We start from the raw sequence: 19,157 nt of genomic DNA, 5'->3' as shown, positions 1-19,157 counted from the left end.
ATTCAATATTGAAAATTGTCTAGAGAGTGAATATTTTCCGTTACTTTTTAGACAATTTTTTATTGTAAAAATGTGATTAATTCTCGCAAAGATACTTTTGCTTCTTTCATCACAGGAAGAAATGGCCAAATGTGAGGCATATTCTCTCCTTCTATGACTTTCATTTTCACATTGGCTAACTTTAATTTTTCTACAACTAATTTCTGATCAGGATATGTAACATCATGTGTGGCAAGAAATAAAATTGTTTCTGGAAATTGTGCAAAACTTCCATATATCGGCGATATCATTGGATTTTTTAAATCATTATTTTCAACACACATCTTTTTAGCACTCAATACACCTATTTTAGACAACATAGGATCAACAGCATCTATTTTTTCTATGTCAGGATTCGTCATACTTGCATCCATTACAGGCGATACAAGAATAATTTTTTGTGGCAATTGTTTTCCTTTGCTGATTAATCTTTGCGTAAGCGCCGTTACCAAAGTTCCGCCAGCAGAATCGCCTAGCAAAGAAATTTGATCTGGTTGGTACGTTTTTAAAGCATGTGCATAAACAGCATCTATGTTTTCTGAGATTTCCGAGATTTTATGTTCTGGTGCTTTTGGATAATTGCACATCCAAATTGTATAATCTGTTTGCTTTGAAATTGCTTTTATAGTATCCCAATGATGCTGTCCAGGACCTGAAATAAATGCGCCGCCATGTATAACTATTAATAGCTTTTTAGCAGTATTTTCTTTGGATATTTCTGTAATTGATGAGTTAGAAATTTTGAATGTTCTGCTTGTATCTTGTTTAAAAAAACTTCCTTTTGGATAGAAAACATTTTCTTTTCTTATTTTTTTATAATCTATTGGGTCTTGACTGAAATTCTTTTTTACGCCTTTAAGTTTCAGTACGAACAACGTAAGATAGTAAGTTAAACTTTGCTTCATTTGTTTGTATTTTTATTGAAACTACAAAAATCTAATGACAATGCATTTTTATTTTCTCTCCAATAGATTGAATGAGTTCACGATGAATTGATGCTACTTTTTCCTTTTGTATGGTTCCGCCGAGAATGATCATTTCTTTATGCTTGAATCTTTTTCCCAGTCGATCATCAAGCATAATATTCCGCATACTTTCGGCTATTCCAATTTCATGTAAAAATTCGTTTGAATGTCCTGCAGTACAAAGTACAATTCCTTGAGGTATTGTTTTCATCGTTTGAATTTTATGTTGTGATTTATCCTGATCGTACGCATACCCAACCGAATATACTCTGTCAAACCAGCCTTTTAATTTTGCAGGACAATCACTCCACCAAACTGGATATAGAAAGATAATACAATCTGCTTTTTCAATTTTTTGATGCTCTTTTTGTACATCTTCAGGTATTGATAGTTCTAAATTTGCAAATCCTTCTCGTTCATATTCAGCTTCACTCATATCCGTCTGAAAATTCATTGCATATAAATCAGAGATTTGAAATTGTATGCTTTCTCTTTTTAATGTTTCTTCAAGTTGAGATAAAATGTGATGTGTGTATGATTTTTTACTTGGATGGCAATATATGATGAGTACATTCATGATAAAAACTTAAAATTTAGTGTTTGAGTATCATCGGTTTTCGAATCATAACAATACCTATCCATAAGAACCAAATGATTTGAGTGATTCCAAAAATTTCTGTAAAAATAGTCAATGGATATACCGTTAAAATTCCTGCGACTCCTACAAATATACCAAGTGTATGTAAAGCCGTTGAAAATAATCTGCCTTTTAAAGCTATGATACTGATGAATAAAACCCAAATTCCACCTACAATCTCATTTCCGCCGCCAAGTCCTTCAGATACAATACTCACGCTATTCCAAATTTGCATAGCTTGTTCTGGATCAGTAGCACCAATTTCTAATATAGAAGTAAGTCCAATGTTTGTAATCATACCACTCGCAATGACCAATCCTACCCAAATAATACCAAAAATGGAAGCAAGTCTTGAAAAATTTGGCGCATCATTTTTTAGACGTTGATGTATTGCTAATACCAATACTGCTAGTAAAATTCCAAATAATACGTAGCTTACAAAGTTTAATACGGATAATATGATGTAATTATTAGATAGAAAATTTAATTCTTCAATTGCACCTGAATTTACCTCAGGATATACCAATATTCCGCCATATACTATAAAAGCAGCTATGTAAATAAACGCTTCTAAAATTGCGCAAATTCCTCCTATTTTTTGTATTCTTTTTGCTTCCATACACTATGTTTTAATATAAGACGATTTAGTTTTATGATTGTTACCTTGAGATTTCAGAGCAGAATTTTAATTTTTCCTCACTTCTTGTCCTCTTACAAGTTCTCCTCGTTCTAAAAGTATATCGTCTAAGTAGTAATTTTGAAATTGCGCTGGTAGTCCTAACCATTCTAAAGCACCAGAGGTTCCTTGCAGTTGATAATGTAAATGTGGCGTATCGGAAGCACCACTGTTTCCAACTTTCCCTATTTCTTGACCTTTTATAACGGTATCGCCTTCAGCAACAATGACCGAACCTTTTTTTAGGTGTGCCAATATGGAAGTTTCTCCGTTTAGATGATCAATCTGAATATAATTTCCGCCTGGTTGATCTCTGTTGCTATTTCCTGGTACATTGTCTTCAACATCGTTTACTATTTTTACTATTTTCCCACCTGCTGGCGCATACAAGTTTTTACCAAAACAATAATGATTTTCATTGCGTCTCCAATCTCCAGAAAAGTGTTTTTTCCTCACTTCTCCATTACTCAATATCGTATCTAACACGATAAGAAAGTCAATAGCATAACGTTCTCCACTACCGCGATTGGTAAAATGATGCGCTCCTTCTCTATGTGTTTTTCCTCCATTGACAACATACCATTCACCATCAAAAGGCAATTCTAAATCTGAGATTGTTTGATAGTTTAAATAAATATCTTCATCTATGGTTCCTTGGTCGCCAATTAAAGTTTTTGTGCAAGACATTAAACTTGCAATTAGTATTAAGTGTATATATAGTTTTGCTTGTTTCATAGTTAAAATTTAAAGTTAATTCCAAGATTTATTTGATACTGTAATTCTCTGTAAGCGCTCGGTATTTGAATTCTATCATAATTAAAACTATAGTTTGCTTTTATATCAAATCGTTCCGAAAGTTGATAGCTATATTCAGTATTCCATAAAATACTTTGATATGTACCTAAAGAGTAGAAACTTTCTTCAAATGAAGAAGTTCGCCAAAGCAAAAAAGGAAGTGTTATTTTAGAAGATAATGAGTGTTTTGTGTTGATTTTATAGGTAAAACGACTTGCAACTCCGAGTTTTTGATGAAAATCATACAATTTCCAATTTTGATAAGAAGCAACTGCTGTTTGAGTTTGCAAACCCAAATGTATGCTGAGTTTAGTTTGGTTTAATACACGTTTTAAAGAAGAGAAATTTAAACTAATTTTCGAATATTGAGGATTTGGTTCTGGAATAATTGTAGTTTCTAAATTAGAATCAACATAATTCAACTGTACTTCAAAGAGTTTATTTCTTTTCGTGATACGCGTGTAACGAAACTGATAGTTTACAGCATTATAATCATAGCGTATTACGGGAGCAAATGCTAAGTTTTTTAAAACTCCAAATGTATAGCCAGCAGAAAATTCAAGCTGATTGCTTTTTTGAATTGAATCTTTCTGGTGTTGCGCTTTAAGTGACACAGAGAATAAAAGTGTGAAAATTACAATAGATCTTATCATGTTTGCATGTTTAAAACAAAACAATGGAAAAACCTGCCTCAAAAAATAAGTACTTGATGAACGTTGTATTCTGAATGATGAACGTTGAAATCTATTTTTGAAAAAAAAATTATACGTTACTTTGAAAAAAATGAAGATGAATTGGTCTCAGATCGGTCTTGTAGTAAGACACCTTATTTTTTGGCTTTTTAATTATTGGCTTGTAGCGTTTGGATCAGACTTTAACTGGAACGGTTTTACGGCTTCAGACGAAAGTCTTACATATGCATACATTTATGGGTTGATTTTTAATGCGGCTTTGTTTTACGCACAGGTTTTTTGGCTACACACAAAATTATACCAACAAAAAAGAAAGGTATTTTTTTACATACTAACAATTGCTATCATTTTCATTATTACTTTCCTTGAATCCTATTTTGATAGTATTGTGTATGATCATTACAACATTCAAAAACCGTATTTATGTGGTTTTGTAAGCAGTATTATGGTGCATGTAGTATATACGATTGCAGGTTTTTATTATGCGCTTAAACTCGCATTCAAAAAATCTGAAAAGTTGAAGCAAAAGCTTATTGAAGAAACGTATAAATCCGAGTTGAAATATTTAAAAGCGCAGCTAAATCCTCATTTTTTATTTAATAGTATTAACAATGTGTATCATTTAATTGGAAAAGACAACAGCTTAGCAAAGGAAACTTTACATCAATTTTCGGAGTTATTACGTTATCAATTGTATGAAAGTAATACACATATTTTACTAGCAAAAGAACTCGATTATATTATAAAGTTTATCAAAATTGAAGAAACCAATAGAGGTTCAGACATTCGGTTGGATTATGATATTAAGGTAGAAAATCCGTCATTAAAAATAGCGCCTTTATTGTTGATTCCTTTTATTGAAAATGCTTTCAAACATTGCAGTAATCATTTAGATGCAAATGCGAACACTATAAAAATTAAAGTAGAAGAAATAGCTGAAAAACTTACGTTAAAGGTTATAAATAGTTACGATGTTTCAACTGATGAAAATGCAAATAATGGCATTGGATTGAGCAATGTAAAAAAACGTTTGTCTTTATTATATCCTGATGCACATCAACTAAATATTCATAAAGAAGCAGCTACTTTTAATGTCAATTTATCCATTCATTTATAATCGTAAAAATGAAACAACTCAACTGTTTAATTGTTGATGATCAGCCTATTGCCAGAGCAGGTATTGAAGACTATTGCAAAGAAGTTTTATTTCTAAATGTTGTCGCCTTATGTAAAAATGTTTTGCAAGCAAATCACTATTTAGAAAAGCATCATATAGATTTGATTTTTTTGGATATTAATATGCCTTTAGTATCAGGTCTTGATTGGTTAAAAAAACTAAAAAATCCTCCTTCAATCATTATGACAACTGCTTATGAAGAATATGCTTTAGAAAGTTTTTCTTATAATGTTTTAGATTATTTAGTAAAGCCCATCACCTACAAACGTTTTTTAAAAGCAGCGCATAAAGCGCACAAGTATTTACATCAAAAAACGGAAAATGAAGTGATCTTTTTAAAAAGTGAAAAACAACTAAAAAAAGTAAATACAGATGATATTTTATTTGCGCAAGCAATGCAAAACTACACCAAAGTTGTCACGGAAAAAGAGACCATCATTACATATATGCCTTTAAAGAGTTTTAAAGATAAATTGCCAAAAGAACATTTTATTCAAACACACAAATCATACATCATCTCAAAACATAAAGTAGATGCTATTTTCAATGATCAAATTATTATTAAAGATTATAAAATTCCGATAAGTGTTCGTCTCAAAAAGATCGTTTTAAATAGTTTTTAATGAGCCGTAAATTTCTTTAATCTGCTTTTTAGTTAAACTTACCATTTATAACTGACACTTTTTAAAATTAAAGCTTCATAGGCAAAAAGTTCATGAAAATCGTAGCTAACACGTTCATATCCATTGTATCGCCAATCAACTCCCCAAGAATTTTTGATGATAAATCCTTTCGTATCATATCCAACAATCGTGACTACATGCGCTGAATACCGATTATAATCTGTACGTTTATCTGTTTTTCCTAATGTTGCTCGATTAGAATTGATTCTAGCATTAATATCTGGATATTGTTTTTTGACTTGAGCATACGAAGCGTATGTACCATCTTGCATTAACACTCCATAGCCAGAATCAGGTGTGATTGTTGTGTACATTTTGGAAGTATAATTTTTCCAAGCTGGCACATATAATTCATAAGAGACTGGAATTGCTTTTATGCCATTATCTAGTAAATACTTTATGTATTGCACATTTTTACTTTCCATAACACCTAGATATTGATACGAATCTAGTTGAATACGTTTTGCTATTGGTTTGTATTTGTACTCAAAAGAAAGCGGTCCAGTAGTAGATTCTTTTAAGGTTTTAATAATTTCTGATTCGTATGCATACCATTTGGAAGCTGGCACTTTAGGGTATGGCAATTGTGCTTCTGTAAGAATACCATACTTTGGCAATGACGTAATGTATGATTTTAAGAAGTTTCCTTTAGTAATTTCTCTATTGTTTTTGTATTCATCAAATTTATGAGCAGAATACAAGTAGTTTTCACTAATATCTTTTGGCATATTTGGAAGCATTTCCAAAGCTGCAGCCACACCAAAAGCACTGCAATTATTTCCGTTTCCTTGATCTTTTACTGGTGTTTGTGAACTTATGTGAATTGTACTCCACAATTTTTCAGGACTTTCAAGTTTTACTTGACTCCAAAGACAATTCACACTTAAAAATAATAAGCAAAAAGAAAGTAATTTCATAAATGTAATATTGGTTGTTTCAACACTAAATATAGTATTTTATTTACTAAACATCAACTCGTTACAAATTCACACAGCTTCAAACAATTTTCCTGGCAATGGTTTTACAACGCCTTTCATTTCCATTTGCAATAAAATAGGCGCTACTTTATGAATAGGCAATTTACATGCTAACGCAATACTATCTAACACTGTTTTTCCTTTTTCTTTTAAATATGTATGAATAGAAGTTTCTTCTTGATTTAAATCTACAAACAATTGCTTTTGTACAGGTTGAATCGGCTCAGCTTCCAATTCCCAACCTAAAAGATATACAATATCAGCTGCAGACGTTAAAATATGTGCGCGTTGTTGTTTGATCAAGTTATTGCAACCAATACTTTGCGAATCTCCTACTCTACCAGGTACGGCAAATACATCTCTATTGTATGAATTGGCTATATGTGCCGTAACTAAACTTCCACCTTTTTCAGCAGATTCAATTACTATCGTTGCTTGTGTCATTCCAGCAATCAATCGGTTTCTTTTTAGGAAATTTTCTCGATCAGGATTGGAACTACTCCAAAAATCGGTAACAAACGCGCCATTTTCTTCTACCGATTTCACGTAACGTCCGTGTACTTTTGGATATATTTGATTCAAACCATGCGCTAAACAGCCAATGGTTGGAATATTATTTTTTATAGAAGCACGTTGCGCCACAATATCAATTCCGTATGCAAAACCAGAAACAATAGTAGGTTGTATAGGCGATAAACTTTCAATAAAATCTTCACAAAACTTTGTTCCGTAGGTAGTCGCTTTTCGTGTACCAACAATGCTAATCATTTTGGAAGTATTTAAATCTGCATTTCCTTTTTGGAATAGTAAAATTGGTCCATCAGCACAATGTTGCAATCGTTTTGGATAACTTTCGTCTAAAAAATAATGCGTCTGTATCTTTTCTTTTTGGATGAATTTTAATTCGTTTTCGGCAGCTTTTAAGTTTTCAGCATTATATATATCTGATACAACATAAGAGCCAATACCATCTATTTTCAATAAATTTTCTTTCTTCTCTTTCAGCACCGCTTCAGGGTTTCCGCAATGTCTAATAAGTTTTTTCGCATTTACATCACCTATTTTTGCTGTCTTTTGCAGTGCAAGCGTGTACAATAATTCCTGTTCAGAATTCATATCAATTTGATTTTCAAAACTAAAGTTACAGGATTTTTAAATGTTAATAAAAAGTTATGCAGATATTTTATTGGCTTCATATTTTTTCTAAATTTGTTATTAATGAGATTAGACCAATACATAAGCGACCTTTTATATAGATATGAATGTGTAACTGTACCAAATTTTGGTGCGTTTTTAACACAGCGAAAAGGTGCGCAAGTACATCATACAACCAATGCTTTTTATCCACCATCAAAAGTAGTGTCATTTAATGCTCAATTAGTTTCTAATGACGGATTGTTGGTAAAGTATATTGCTGATGTTACTGGAGAAGGTTACGAAAGTACACTACAAAAAGTAGCTTCTAAAGTTGCTGAATGGAAGCAGGAATTAGAAAGTGCTGCGATCGTTTCGCTTGAAAATATTGGTGACTTGTCTTTAAATGTAGAAGGAAATATTCAGTTTGAACCTTCGTATCATTTAAATTACCTAACCTCATCATTTGGTTTGTCTTCGTTCGTATCTTCCGAAATTAGTAGAGTGATTGAAGAAACGAAAGAAGAAATTGCTCCTACAGTTGTTACTGAAGAAGCTGAAACAGAAGTAATTCCATTAGTAGTTGCTGAAGAAAACAGAAGATTCCGTTTTCCTTGGAAATATGCTGCCGCTGCTGCCATTATATTAAGTGCAGGATTTTTTGGAATGAGAGAGTATCAATCAAACCAACAAGTTGCGGAGCAAGCTAAAGCGCAAAAATCAATCAATTCATACATACAGCAAGCAACATTTTTTAATTCAAACCCTGTAGAATTGCCTTCCATCACATTGCAAGTAGCAAAAGAAGCGCAAAACTATCATGTTGTTGCCGGTGCTTTTCGAATTGAAGAAAATGCACATACGAAAGTAGCAGAATTAAAAGCAAATGGTTTTGATGCTGCATTGCTTGGTCAAAACAAATATGGTTTGCATCAAGTATCATACGCTAGTTTTGCAACACGCGAAGAAGCAAGTGAGGCTTTGGCAAAAATTAAACAAACAGAAGCTCCTGAAGCTTGGATGCTAGTTACAGAATAAGAAATTATCGTTTTATATATGTAAAGACCGCTATGTAGCGGTCTTTTTTTTGCCATATACATAGTTTTTTCATTAAAATTGTCACACTTCGTATCTTTTCCTTGTCTAATTAAATAGATATGAAAGATACCTTAGAAACTTTAGTGCAAAAAGCCAATTCAGGTGATAGAAAGTCATTGGAAGTAATCGTATTAAATATCACAGATTATATTTACAATGTGTCTTTAAAAATGTTACTCTATCCAGAAGATGCTGAAGATGCAACACAAGAAATACTCATCAAAATCATCACACATTTGAGTACTTACAATCACAAAAGTAAGTTTACAACTTGGGTATATCGTGTAGCAACTAATTACTTGCTTACTTACAAAAGTAAAAAGGCTAAAGAGTTTGCAATGCCTTTTGAAGAGTATGCTAAATTAATTGATAACGGACATTCAAATACGGTACGATATGCTTCTAATGAAGGTGAACGTGCACTTCTGGAAGAAGAAGTAAAAGTAAGTTGTACTCAAGGTTTGTTGCTTTGTTTGAATCCCGTAGATAGAATGGTTTATATTTTAGCTGAGATTCTCGAATTTAATAGCGTTGAAGGTTCTGAAATTATGGGAATTACTGCTGAAAATTTTAGAAAAAAATTATCTCGTTCCAGAACTAAAATTCGCAACTTCTTACACAATAAATGTGGTTTGGCAAATCCAAAAAATCCTTGTCGCTGTCACAAAAAGATTGATTTCTTGATTGATGAAAAGATTGTAAACCCAAAAGACTTACGATTTGCAGGTTTCTCACAACGCAGTATTGATTTAGTAGGACGCTTGGGCGAATTAGAAAAATCCATTGAAATTTACCGTTCAGTCCCAAAATTTAAAGCGCCTAAGGAAATCTTTAAAAAATTACAACAAACCATTACATTTTCCTAAACATGACACCTACAAAATTCAACTTAAAACAATTCATTGTCATCACTTTATTGACAAGTATCTGGATTCACATTTCTGAGGTTTTCCGCTATTTTATATTCGTAGTACCAAGTACACAATCATTTTTTAATGATCAAGCTGATATTGCCAATATAGACCTCTCAATTTTTGCTATTTGGGGATTTTGGGATACACTATTAACAGCCATTCTTGTTTTTTTCTTTTGGCTCTATGCTCGTGTTTTTGGTAATTCTAATCGTTCAGTTATAGCATCAGCAACTCTGGTTTGGTTGGCCGTTTTTGTCATCTTTTGGATTGCCACCGCCAACATGGGATTAGCACCTTGGAATATCTTATGGATCACATTACCATTAAGTTTGCTAGAAATGATTATTGGTGCTTGGATCGCCGCTAAACTTTATAAAAAATACGAAAATGACAACATCTAAAATAGTAGATATTCCATTGAAAATGGAGAAATTTTATGGAAAAGGCAGTATGTTACATCCATCAATTGAAGCCGTTGAAGAACTGATAAAAACGATTCCTAAAGGTTGTATAACGACAATAGATGTTCTTGCCAAGCGTTTAGCAAACGACTTTGATACAGACGTAACTTGCCCTATGCGAACAGGAAATGCTATAAAGAAAATTGCAGAACGCTATGCTATTGACACGGTAGATCATAACATTCCTTTTTGGCGTGTAATTCGTTCCAACGCATTCGTCATTAAATCAAAAAATTATGAGTTTTCGGCTTCTCAAATAGAAGCTGAAGGATTTGAGTTACTTTACACAAAATCTGATACCATAAAAGTCATTATTGATACAAACAGCATGTTTTCTTTTTAGGTAATTTACATTTATAAAACTTCCATTGTTTTTTGTAATTATTCTCCTTTTTTAGCGTCCTAGAAAACGAATCTATGTACCTTTGCAAAAAATTTACTGATGGAGACAAAACATCCGAAATCATCGAAAACGATTATGACTGACTTGGTATTGCCAAGTGAGACAAATCCGTTGAATAATTTATTTGGTGGCGAATTGTTAGCACGTATGGACAGAGCTGCAAGTATTGCTGCACGTAGACATTCCAGAAGAATTGTAGTCACAGCTTCTGTGAATCATGTGGCTTTCAATCGTTCGATTCCTGTGGGAAGTGTCGTTACTGTAGAAGCAAATATTTCTAGAGCTTTTAAATCGTCTATGGAAATTTATATTGATGTTTGGATTGAAGATCGCGAATCTGGTATGCGCGATAAGGCAAACGAAGCTATTTATACGTTTGTTGCCGTAGATGACACAGGAAGACCTGTACGCATTCCTGAATTGGTTCCTGAGTCAGATTTAGAAAAAGAACGTTTTGATGGCGCACTACGTAGACGTCAATTAAGCTTAGTACTTGCTGGAAAAATGAAACCAGACGAAGCAACAGAATTGAAAGCTTTGTTTGATGCCTAAATTTCAAACTTTAGCACATCACTAATATATATAAATACAAAGCAAGCTCTTCATTACGAAGAGCTTGCTCACTTTCAAACTACACTTTTGAGAACACCTTACCTCAAAACTATTTTTTTAGTCACACTATAATCGCCAGCATTAAATTGTAGTACATACAATCCAGCATCAAGTGATGACAAATCTATTTCTTTGTTATAAAAACCTGAGTTATTGCTTAGTGTTGTTTCAAACACTTTCTGACCAGAAGTTGTATAAATCAATACTTGATTTGTAGCTCCACTTAGTTTTGCAACATCATATAAAAGATTTATTTTCTTGTCTAATGAAGGATTTGGATAAATTCCGAAAGACACATTATCACCTACTTCAGAAACACTCAATAAGCTTGTTACATTTTCTTGTTTAAATGTAATATCTCCAGAACTACTTCCAGAAAACGCTGTAAAATGTATTCTGTACACGGTATCATCTGCATATTTTACATAAAAAGCAGTATCTGAATTTACAGCAAAGCTCGTTCCTGTAAAAGATTTCCAATCATAACCAATCGTATTGATATCCGAAGAAAAAGTCAATGCAGGGTTTGCAGGCATTCCTCCTGGCTCTTCATTTTGTGCAACTGTAACTTCGCTACTATGTAATACTCCAGTAACTGGATATTGCACATTTGGAGCTACTTCTGTAAAATAACGTGTAAATACAAAATCCCAATCGCTCACAGCTGGTTCTGCAACTACTTCTGAGTTGGTTGTGAATGAATAGTAATTGTATTTATTATTTGGATTGCTTGTGTTTGATACCGTAGCAGTTTGGTCAGCTGTCCATTCACTTCCTGTCCAAGTACTGTACTTAAACGTGTATGCTCCAAAATAATCTTCTATAATTAATTTTCTATAGGTTCCATCAGCATATTTCAATACAAAAATGATGCTTCCCGTGATATGATGCGTCACAGGGTTGTAACTTCCCCATCCAAAACCAAATGGTGGTGTATTGTCTGAACCTTTCATAAAAGCACCATTATTCCATGCTGTATCACTGTTATATAATTTTGTCCAACTTCCTTCGTTTGCAATGTCGATGGCATTCCAATCACTTGGTGTGCTTGAAGCTTCAAAAACTTCAATTCCTATGTTTCCATTTACACGAATTGCCTGATTTACATTGCTTTCTCTCAAGAATGCAATATCCCATGAATTTGCAGCAAATGATGTTTCTGTATCTGTACTTATTTTATAATATACTTCGTTTGCGTAACTAGCACCCATGCTAGTATTTACAGTAATTTCTTGTGCTTGTAGTATTGTAGCACTAGCTACTAAAAAACACAATAAGAGTAATTTTGTTTTCATTTGTTAAAATTTATTTGAGTATTGATGTGAGTAATTATTTATGATATAAGTTTATATTCGAATTCTGGATAACCGCGTTCTCCATTTTGATTGGTTAATGCCAAGAATTTTAACTTGTATATGTTTCCATTTGGATCTTTGACAATGTAAAATCTATCTGTTCGTGCTGTTCCTGAGAATACATCACGCCAATTGCTTCCTATCGTGGTTTGATCTTCTAAGAAGCTTGCTTCCACAACATCTGACATGGTAAAATCGTCATAAGAAACATCGCTTGTACTTACTTGGTAAGAAACTGCTGTACCTTTTCTATTGTGCGCAACAAAATCTGAAAAACCATAGCTTCCAGCACCTGGTAAAATATTAGTCATCACTGTAAAACTAATGTCCCATTTGTCCTTTTTAGGTTCAACAGAAACTAAATTGTTTGTGTTGAAACTAAAGTGTTGAAAATTGAAATCGGTATCTTTTGAAATGATCACTTCTTGGTGTGTTGTGTCGTCTAAATCTGCATATTGTAATACATAATCGCTTCCACTTCGAAGAATTCGGATTTTTTTCCAACCTCTAGCATTTCCAGCAACTGCGACACTTCCAACGGTTGGTGTTGCAGTTCCAACTTCATAACCAAGATTTACCAAATACACTTTATTATCGGCATCATTTACAGAAATTTCATTGATAGCTGTTTCTAAAATATTTCCATTTGGCGCATCTACATATGCTGCGTTGGAAGGATCAAAAGTTCCTACAGCAACTTGCGGCTGTATACTTGCTACACTCGCTTGTGTAACAGCGTCAATATTTGTTTCGGTAAGTTCTTTGGTTGCCATGTAAATAGAACCATTAATTGTTACTCTAAATGCATCGCCATTGTAAAATCCTAAATCCCACGAATCTCGTTGTGCAAGCGTTGTACTTTCACTGCTCAAATCCACAAAAACCTGATTTCCTTCATTTGGTCCACCAAGTTCAGGTGCAATACTTCCACCTAAAGCTGCTGAAGAATTAATGACAAACTCCGTATTTCCTTGTACATTCGAATTGTCATAAGTAATAGAAGCAATGGTAAAGTTGATTAACGTTGTTTCATCAAGTGTTGAACTCAGCTTATTAAAAATAATTTCATTTTCAATTTCTCCAGAAGCTATTGAGAGTTCAATTGTATTGTTGACAGCTTCAGGAACTGTTGTAAAATCTTGTCCGTATTCAGCATTTGTTGGAAGTATTTGTATACGCACAGTTCCGTTTTGCACGGCCATTTCCGAGTATACTAATGAAATTGCTTCCTGACTTTCAATGTCTTGTAAATTTTTCGATAAACTTTCAAAAGCTACCACAAATGGATCACTTTGTAAGCTATCGTCATCACTACAAGCACTTATAAAAATTGCAAATGCTACTACTAAAAGTTGCTTTAATCTCGTTTTCATGGTTTTATAGGTTTAAGTTGTATGTGAGTCTTAAAAAGTAGGATCTTCCGTATCCAATTAATAAACTTGTTGGTGGTCCGTCGTGCGCGCCTCCAGCAAAAGCCGTTGTATTTACATTGGTCACATCAAATAGATTTCGAACACCGAAAGTGGTTTCCAGTTGATTGCTAAAGAATGATTTTTTTACAGTTCCTTCCATCCAACTGTACGCGTCTGTAGTTCCACGTACAAATTCTTGATTTCCGGCTGCATTAGTTTTTTCTACGAATTGATATTGTTTTCCAAGGTGTTTGAAATACAGCGCAAATGTTGTATTCCATTTCGGAACGTGGTAATTGATATTACTGTTTACCTGAAAATTATATAAGAAGTCATCATTGGAATTTGTATTGCTATCCAAGACTTTGGAAACACCCAAAATAGAAAACCCTAATTGCGCCTGTAATTGCTTGTATTTCAGTGTATTTTCAAAAAAAACACCAATCGACTTGTAAGAATCTATGTTATTATATTGAAATGCTAGTGGATTTTGTTGTACAACAATTAATTCGATTCGATCTTTTACATCTAAATAGGCAAGACTGATTTTATTTTTTAGTTGAACAGTATCATCTGCTAGCCAAAAACGTTTTTTCAGGTGTAAAAATGCTGATAAACCACGTTCTGGATTTAAGTTTGGATTTCCTTGTACATCATGGTTTACATCTACAAAATAGGTAAACAATTCGTCGTAGCTTGGTGTTCGATTTGAGGAACCTACAATTCCGCGTAATTCCCAATCACCTTTAAAGACATATTTAGAACTCAACGAAAATACATACTGGTTGTCAAACAAATTGGTAAACGAAACGCGCGCGCCAGGACGCAATGAGAACTGATCTGACACGCGTATTTCTGATGAAGCAAAAAAATCATAATTATCTAAACGTTGCGAAACCGCATTTTCTGTTGGGTCAATAGTAATCGCTAATGGTGAACCTGAACCTTTCTCATTAGTCAATTCATAACCTGCTTGCAGATTGAATTTTTCGGTTTGAATCAAGTTGCTAAATGTACCTCGAGAAAATAATGCTGATCGTGATAAGTATTCGCCTTTTTGTGTGTTTAATTGCTCATCTTGGCGAATACGATATGTATATGTTTCCAATTCTTTGGTTTGCTCCTGATAGGAAAGAGAAATATTAAAATTGACTTGTTTTCCAAGTTTCCCATTACTGTTTAAGTGATGAATGATACGTTCGTTGGTATAAATTTCATCCAAAGCCAATGGATCACTTGTTGCTGTTGCAGGATTTTCGTTTAGGTTTACAACAGGATTGAATCGATCTATGTTTTCATTAAAATAATCGAACTTATAGAACACATTAAAATCATCTTTTTTGTAGTTCAATAATAACTTGGCATTGTGCTGCTCTTTTGGCAACCAAACATGTCCGCGCAATCCATCATTTCTATCATATACTTCTCCTTGTCTATTGTCCCAAAAACCACCAAAATCATTTCGTGTATAGGTAATATCTCCATACAAGTCATCTGTAAAATTATGTCCAATTTTCACAGACTGAATATGTCGTCCTTTATCAAACCATTCGTATTCATCACCTACAGTTTCTTCTTGTACGTATGCTTGGATTCTTGTTTTATAAGCGGATGATTTCTTAGTAATAATATTGATAACTCCAGAAACAGCATTGGCTCCGTATTGTACGCCCATAGAACCTTCTACAATTTCTATTTGTTGAATATCATCAAGGTTTATCAACGTTAAATCGACATTATTTCCAACGCCTTCTTCGTTAATAACTGGAACATTGTCTATTAAAATTTTAAAATATTGTGCATCCAATCCGAATAATGTTACACCTGATTTTCCTGTAGAAGCATTCGGAATGATGTTGATGTTTAAAGATTGATTCAGCAAGTCTGCTAAATTATTTGCTGCACGTTGTTTGATTTCTTTACTATCAATCACTTTTACCTCAAAAACCGACTTTTTTACCGATTGCGGATTATGTTGCCCTGTAATCACAACTGTCTCTAGTTTTTCAACTTTAAGAGAGTCTTTTTTTGCTTGATCTTTTTTCTGACCAAAAACAGAGTTCACTAAAAAAAGTGAAAAAATAATGTAGAAATAATTTTTATTTAGACTCATTCCAATTAAATTTGTCGCAAATATATATTTTATTTTAATTCAATCTAAATAAGTATAGTTAATTTTTAAAAATATTTTTCATTAATAAAAATCAATCATGAGAATGAAAAAAATCGCAGTATTATTCGTTTTAAGCCTTGTGTTTATTAGCAAAACTGAAGCACAGAGTAAAAAGAAAAAAGACAGAAATGCCATTAAAGAAATGTGCGGCTGTTTTGAAGTGACCTTTAATTTTGCTGAAACTTTTCAGTATAGCAACGATTCTTTGTACAAACCATCAACGACAAAAACAGATAAAGGTTTGGAATGGGCAGAACTTGTTGTAGATGAAAAAAACAAAATTTCTATTCAACATTTATTACAAGTAGGAAATCCTGCAAAACCATATATCGTAAAACATTGGCGACAAGATTGGTTATATGAAAACACTGATTTCTATATGTACGATGGCGACAATAATTGGGTATATGAGAAAAAGCCAAAGTCTGACGTAAAGAAACAATGGACACAAAAAGTATTTCAGGTAGATGATAGTCCACGTTATGAAGGTTCTGGAACTTGGGTTCATGTAGACGGAAAAAGCTATTGGGAAAATACTACTGATGCTCCATTACCGAGACGAGAATACACAAAACGTAGTGATTATAATATCACAGTTCGTGGAAATCGACATGAAATTACTGATAATGGTTGGGTTCATGATCAAGACAATTTAAAAGTAGTTCGTGAAGCTGGGAAAGAAGATATGATTCTTGCGAGTGAAAAAGGATATAATGTGTATAAAAAAGTTGACGATAACCGCTGTAAAGGTGCTTCTGATTGGTGGAAAAAACATCAGGAAAAATGGGCAACAGTTCGTAAAAAGTGGTCAGAAGTATATGAACGAAATACAAATTTATCACTAGAAGCAAAAGTGAAGAATAAAGTGCTATACAAGTATTTATTCAATGAAGAAATGACACAAGAAGACGAAATTGATACGGTAATTGAATCGTTTGTAAAAAAATAAATAATGAAGAATGTTAATATAATTACGCTTGTTCTACTGCTTTTTGTCAGTGCTAGTGTTGCACAAAAATCTAATGCATTTTTGAGCAGAGCCTATTGGAAGACAAATCCAAGTATTGCTGATATTGATCAAAAGATAGCCGACGGACATGATATTTCTGAATTAGATAGAAATATGTTTGATGCCGTTTCTATGGCACTTATTGAAAAAACAGACAATAAAACCATTAAGTATTTACTTTCTAAGAAAGGAAATGACGTCAATAAATTGACACATGATGGTAGAACGTATATTTTTTGGGCAGCCTACAGAGATAATCTGGAAATGATGCGATTTTTAGTTGAAAAAGGTGCGAAAACAGACATTATTGATAGTCATGGATATTCTTTGGCAAATTTTGCCGCCGTTACTGGTCAGGTGAATCCTGATTTGTATAATTTTTGTCTCACTCATGGCGCAAATTTCTCCAAAGAAACCAACAATGATGGTGCAAACGCATTATTGTTAGTAGCACCTTTTGCTAAAGATTTTAAGATTATTGAGTATTTTACTTCCAAAGGCATTTCTTTAAAAACTACAGATACAAATGGTAACGGAGTTTTTAATTATGCCGCAAAAGCAGGAAATATTCCGTTAATGAAACGTTTGATTGAAAAAGAAATTGATTATAAAACGTTGAGTTCGGAAGGAGAAAATGCTATTATTTTTGCAAGTCGCAGTTTGCGAAGAAAGACAAATACACTCGAAACGTTTAAGTATTTAGTTTCTTTAGGAATTGCAGCAAATGTCACTACAAAATCTGGAGAAACTCCACTGCATTCGTTGGCGTATAAGTCAAAAGATATTGCTGTTTTTAAATATTTTGTTGGCGAAGATGTTGATGTAAATCAAACAAATAAAGACGGAAATACAGCACTTTTGCTCGCCGCTTATGAAAATGATATAGAAATCATAGATTACTTGTCTACATATACAAAAAACATCAATCATCAGAATAAAGAAGGAAGAACAGCGCTTACAAATGCTGTATATCGCAATTCTACAAAAGTTATTGAGCTTTTACTAAACAAAGGTGCAAACCTTGACATTGTTGATAAAGAAGGAAATAATTTAAGCTATTATTTACTGAAGAATTTTAATCCTAAAAAACAGGAAAATTTTAATGAGAAGTTAGCGCTTTTAAAAGCAAAAGGATTCGACTTTTTAAAACCACAATCTAACGGAAATACCTTGTATCATTTAGCACTTGATACAAATAATTTAGCTTTGGTAAAATATGTAAAGTCACTTGGTATAGCTGTGAATCAGCAAAATAAAGAAGGGATTTCTCCTTTACATATGGCTGCCATGAAAGCAAAAGACACTAAAATTTTAAAGTACTTGTTATCAATTGGTGCCGATACGACACAAAAAACCGCTTTTGATGAAAGTGTGTATGATTTGGCGATGGAAAACGAGTTGCTTCAAAAAGAACATATAGATCTAAACTTTTTAAAATAGTCATGAAAAAATCAACAATAATTATTACAACTATCATTTGTCTATTTTCTGTTTTTACATTGATGAGTTTTCAAATCGCAGAAAAAGATTCAAAATATAAATGCATGATTCAAATGAAAAACTACACTGGCGAAGGTGCTTATGTAGTAATTTCATTGTTAGACACAGAAGGCAATTATTTGGAAACTTTGTATGTACAAGGAAATGATGACGAATGGTATTCTGATATTATCGAATGGTGGAAATTTTATGGGAAAAGACGTCCCGATATTGATGCCATTACTGGAGAAACTATTAGCGGCGGCGAACGAAAAATTAGTATTGTAGCTATTCCAGACGATAAGATAAATGCTGGTTATCAAATTCGATTTGAAACTGCTGTAGAAGATCAGGAATATTACACTGATGATGTACAATTTGAATTGACTTCCGAAACCGTAAAGAGTAAAATAGCAGGAAAAGGATTTATTCGATATATCCGAATGATTCCGCAGTAAACCAACAA

Annotated in this window: 20 protein-coding genes; 10 read left to right on the top strand and 10 right to left on the bottom strand. The window is 33.0% G+C overall.

Annotated features, from left to right (window positions below):
• Positions 1-59 precede the first annotated feature (59 nt).
• The 5 genes from ACOQOS_RS15330 to ACOQOS_RS15310 form a co-directional block, all read right to left on the bottom strand.
• Positions 60-944 carry an alpha/beta hydrolase gene (locus ACOQOS_RS15330; protein ID WP_420571343.1) on the bottom strand — a complete coding sequence of 295 codons (885 nt, stop codon included), beginning with the start codon at positions 942-944 and terminating at the stop codon, positions 60-62.
• A gap of 31 nt (positions 945-975) precedes the next feature.
• Positions 976-1,581: an NAD(P)H-dependent oxidoreductase gene (locus tag ACOQOS_RS15325; RefSeq protein WP_420571342.1), complete on the bottom strand. Its 606-nt coding sequence runs from the start codon at positions 1,579-1,581 to the stop codon at positions 976-978.
• Between the two features lie 16 nt (positions 1,582-1,597).
• Positions 1,598-2,260, bottom strand: a complete 663-nt coding sequence (locus ACOQOS_RS15320; RefSeq protein ID WP_420571341.1) for a hypothetical protein — start codon at positions 2,258-2,260, stop codon at positions 1,598-1,600.
• Positions 2,261-2,326: 66 nt separating this feature from the next.
• A complete protein-coding gene (locus ACOQOS_RS15315) occupies positions 2,327-3,052 on the bottom strand; it encodes a M23 family metallopeptidase (protein WP_420571340.1) in 726 nt (241 codons plus the stop codon).
• 2 nt (positions 3,053-3,054) lie between these two features.
• Positions 3,055-3,765 (bottom strand): hypothetical protein, encoded by a 711-nt coding sequence (locus ACOQOS_RS15310; RefSeq protein WP_420571339.1) that lies wholly within the window; start codon positions 3,763-3,765, stop codon positions 3,055-3,057.
• 136 nt (positions 3,766-3,901) lie between these two features.
• On the opposite strand from ACOQOS_RS15310, the gene ACOQOS_RS15305 reads away from it, so the two are divergent.
• Both ACOQOS_RS15305 and ACOQOS_RS15300 read left to right on the top strand, forming a co-directional pair.
• Complete coding sequence (locus tag ACOQOS_RS15305; protein ID WP_420571338.1) at positions 3,902-4,921, top strand: sensor histidine kinase; 1,020 nt, start codon at positions 3,902-3,904, stop codon at positions 4,919-4,921.
• A gap of 8 nt (positions 4,922-4,929) precedes the next feature.
• Entirely contained in the window at positions 4,930-5,604 is a 675-nt protein-coding gene (locus ACOQOS_RS15300; RefSeq protein WP_420571337.1) for a LytR/AlgR family response regulator transcription factor, read from the top strand.
• 38 nt (positions 5,605-5,642) lie between these two features.
• Here the strand turns inward: ACOQOS_RS15300 and ACOQOS_RS15295 are convergent, their stop codons facing one another.
• Positions 5,643-6,581 carry a C1 family peptidase gene (locus tag ACOQOS_RS15295; RefSeq protein ID WP_420571336.1) on the bottom strand — a complete coding sequence of 313 codons (939 nt, stop codon included), beginning with the start codon at positions 6,579-6,581 and terminating at the stop codon, positions 5,643-5,645.
• A 69-nt stretch (positions 6,582-6,650) separates the two neighbouring features.
• Positions 6,651-7,757, bottom strand: a complete 1,107-nt coding sequence (gene dprA / locus ACOQOS_RS15290; protein WP_420571335.1) for a DNA-processing protein DprA — start codon at positions 7,755-7,757, stop codon at positions 6,651-6,653.
• A gap of 102 nt (positions 7,758-7,859) precedes the next feature.
• Between dprA and ACOQOS_RS15285 the strand changes: the two genes are divergently transcribed.
• The 5 genes from ACOQOS_RS15285 (at position 7,860) to ACOQOS_RS15265 (ending at position 11,203) form a co-directional block, all read left to right on the top strand.
• Positions 7,860-8,813, top strand: a complete 954-nt coding sequence (locus tag ACOQOS_RS15285) for an SPOR domain-containing protein (protein WP_420571334.1) — start codon at positions 7,860-7,862, stop codon at positions 8,811-8,813.
• A gap of 119 nt (positions 8,814-8,932) precedes the next feature.
• On the top strand, positions 8,933-9,739 hold the full coding sequence (locus ACOQOS_RS15280; RefSeq protein WP_420571333.1) for an RNA polymerase sigma factor: 807 nt from the start codon (positions 8,933-8,935) through the stop codon (positions 9,737-9,739).
• Between the two features lie 2 nt (positions 9,740-9,741).
• A complete protein-coding gene (locus tag ACOQOS_RS15275; RefSeq protein ID WP_420571332.1) occupies positions 9,742-10,188 on the top strand; it encodes a hypothetical protein in 447 nt (148 codons plus the stop codon).
• Positions 10,175-10,591 (top strand): hypothetical protein, encoded by a 417-nt coding sequence (locus tag ACOQOS_RS15270; RefSeq protein ID WP_420575178.1) that lies wholly within the window; start codon positions 10,175-10,177, stop codon positions 10,589-10,591. Before ACOQOS_RS15275 ends, ACOQOS_RS15270 begins: the two co-directional genes overlap by 14 nt.
• Before the next feature lie 99 nt (positions 10,592-10,690).
• Positions 10,691-11,203, top strand: coding sequence for an acyl-CoA thioesterase (locus ACOQOS_RS15265; protein WP_420571331.1), 513 nt, complete (start codon positions 10,691-10,693; stop codon positions 11,201-11,203).
• A 98-nt stretch (positions 11,204-11,301) separates the two neighbouring features.
• Here ACOQOS_RS15265 and ACOQOS_RS15260 read toward each other — a convergent pair whose 3' ends face one another.
• From ACOQOS_RS15260 to ACOQOS_RS15250, 3 genes are read right to left on the bottom strand one after another with little or no spacing between them, the layout of a single operon-like run.
• On the bottom strand, positions 11,302-12,558 hold the full coding sequence (locus ACOQOS_RS15260; protein WP_420571330.1) for an HmuY family protein: 1,257 nt from the start codon (positions 12,556-12,558) through the stop codon (positions 11,302-11,304).
• 38 nt (positions 12,559-12,596) lie between these two features.
• Entirely contained in the window at positions 12,597-13,991 is a 1,395-nt protein-coding gene (locus ACOQOS_RS15255; RefSeq protein ID WP_420571329.1) for an HmuY family protein, read from the bottom strand.
• 4 nt (positions 13,992-13,995) lie between these two features.
• Positions 13,996-16,143 (bottom strand): TonB-dependent receptor plug domain-containing protein, encoded by a 2,148-nt coding sequence (locus tag ACOQOS_RS15250; protein WP_420571328.1) that lies wholly within the window; start codon positions 16,141-16,143, stop codon positions 13,996-13,998.
• Between the two features lie 103 nt (positions 16,144-16,246).
• Between ACOQOS_RS15250 and ACOQOS_RS15245 the strand changes: the two genes are divergently transcribed.
• The 3 genes from ACOQOS_RS15245 to ACOQOS_RS15235 all read left to right on the top strand — a co-directional run bounded on the left by ACOQOS_RS15245 (position 16,247) and on the right by ACOQOS_RS15235 (position 19,149).
• The gene (locus tag ACOQOS_RS15245) at positions 16,247-17,152 is read left to right on the top strand and encodes a DUF6607 family protein (protein WP_420571327.1); all 906 of its coding nucleotides are present in this window, start codon (positions 16,247-16,249) and stop codon (positions 17,150-17,152) included.
• Positions 17,153-17,155: 3 nt separating this feature from the next.
• A complete protein-coding gene (locus tag ACOQOS_RS15240; RefSeq protein ID WP_420571326.1) occupies positions 17,156-18,652 on the top strand; it encodes an ankyrin repeat domain-containing protein in 1,497 nt (498 codons plus the stop codon).
• A 62-nt stretch (positions 18,653-18,714) separates the two neighbouring features.
• Positions 18,715-19,149, top strand: a complete 435-nt coding sequence (locus ACOQOS_RS15235; protein WP_420575154.1) for a DUF2271 domain-containing protein — start codon at positions 18,715-18,717, stop codon at positions 19,147-19,149.
• Positions 19,150-19,157: the final 8 nt, after the last annotated feature.

The sequence above is a fragment of the Kordia sp. genome (assembly GCF_965224175.1).
Lineage (GTDB): Bacteria > Bacteroidota > Bacteroidia > Flavobacteriales > Flavobacteriaceae > Kordia.
The sequence above is the reverse complement of the archived record's forward strand: the minus strand, read 5'-3'. Positions and strand labels throughout refer to the sequence as shown.

Coding starts and splice junctions, on each gene's coding strand:
- ACOQOS_RS15295 (WP_420571336.1), bottom strand. CDS start 6,581: ATGAAATTACTTTCTTTTTGCTTATTATTTTTAAGTGTGAATTGTCTT.
- ACOQOS_RS15250 (WP_420571328.1), bottom strand. CDS start 16,143: ATGAGTCTAAATAAAAATTATTTCTACATTATTTTTTCACTTTTTTTA.
- ACOQOS_RS15325 (WP_420571342.1), bottom strand. CDS start 1,581: ATGAATGTACTCATCATATATTGCCATCCAAGTAAAAAATCATACACA.
- ACOQOS_RS15255 (WP_420571329.1), bottom strand. CDS start 13,991: ATGAAAACGAGATTAAAGCAACTTTTAGTAGTAGCATTTGCAATTTTT.
- ACOQOS_RS15265 (WP_420571331.1), top strand. CDS start 10,691: ATGGAGACAAAACATCCGAAATCATCGAAAACGATTATGACTGACTTG.
- ACOQOS_RS15260 (WP_420571330.1), bottom strand. CDS start 12,558: ATGAAAACAAAATTACTCTTATTGTGTTTTTTAGTAGCTAGTGCTACA.
- ACOQOS_RS15280 (WP_420571333.1), top strand. CDS start 8,933: ATGAAAGATACCTTAGAAACTTTAGTGCAAAAAGCCAATTCAGGTGAT.
- dprA (WP_420571335.1), bottom strand. CDS start 7,757: ATGAATTCTGAACAGGAATTATTGTACACGCTTGCACTGCAAAAGACA.
- ACOQOS_RS15330 (WP_420571343.1), bottom strand. CDS start 944: ATGAAGCAAAGTTTAACTTACTATCTTACGTTGTTCGTACTGAAACTT.
- ACOQOS_RS15240 (WP_420571326.1), top strand. CDS start 17,156: ATGAAGAATGTTAATATAATTACGCTTGTTCTACTGCTTTTTGTCAGT.
- ACOQOS_RS15270 (WP_420575178.1), top strand. CDS start 10,175: ATGACAACATCTAAAATAGTAGATATTCCATTGAAAATGGAGAAATTT.
- ACOQOS_RS15315 (WP_420571340.1), bottom strand. CDS start 3,052: ATGAAACAAGCAAAACTATATATACACTTAATACTAATTGCAAGTTTA.
- ACOQOS_RS15310 (WP_420571339.1), bottom strand. CDS start 3,765: ATGATAAGATCTATTGTAATTTTCACACTTTTATTCTCTGTGTCACTT.
- ACOQOS_RS15245 (WP_420571327.1), top strand. CDS start 16,247: ATGAAAAAAATCGCAGTATTATTCGTTTTAAGCCTTGTGTTTATTAGC.
- ACOQOS_RS15305 (WP_420571338.1), top strand. CDS start 3,902: ATGAATTGGTCTCAGATCGGTCTTGTAGTAAGACACCTTATTTTTTGG.
- ACOQOS_RS15285 (WP_420571334.1), top strand. CDS start 7,860: ATGAGATTAGACCAATACATAAGCGACCTTTTATATAGATATGAATGT.
- ACOQOS_RS15275 (WP_420571332.1), top strand. CDS start 9,742: ATGACACCTACAAAATTCAACTTAAAACAATTCATTGTCATCACTTTA.
- ACOQOS_RS15320 (WP_420571341.1), bottom strand. CDS start 2,260: ATGGAAGCAAAAAGAATACAAAAAATAGGAGGAATTTGCGCAATTTTA.
- ACOQOS_RS15300 (WP_420571337.1), top strand. CDS start 4,930: ATGAAACAACTCAACTGTTTAATTGTTGATGATCAGCCTATTGCCAGA.
- ACOQOS_RS15235 (WP_420575154.1), top strand. CDS start 18,715: ATGAGTTTTCAAATCGCAGAAAAAGATTCAAAATATAAATGCATGATT.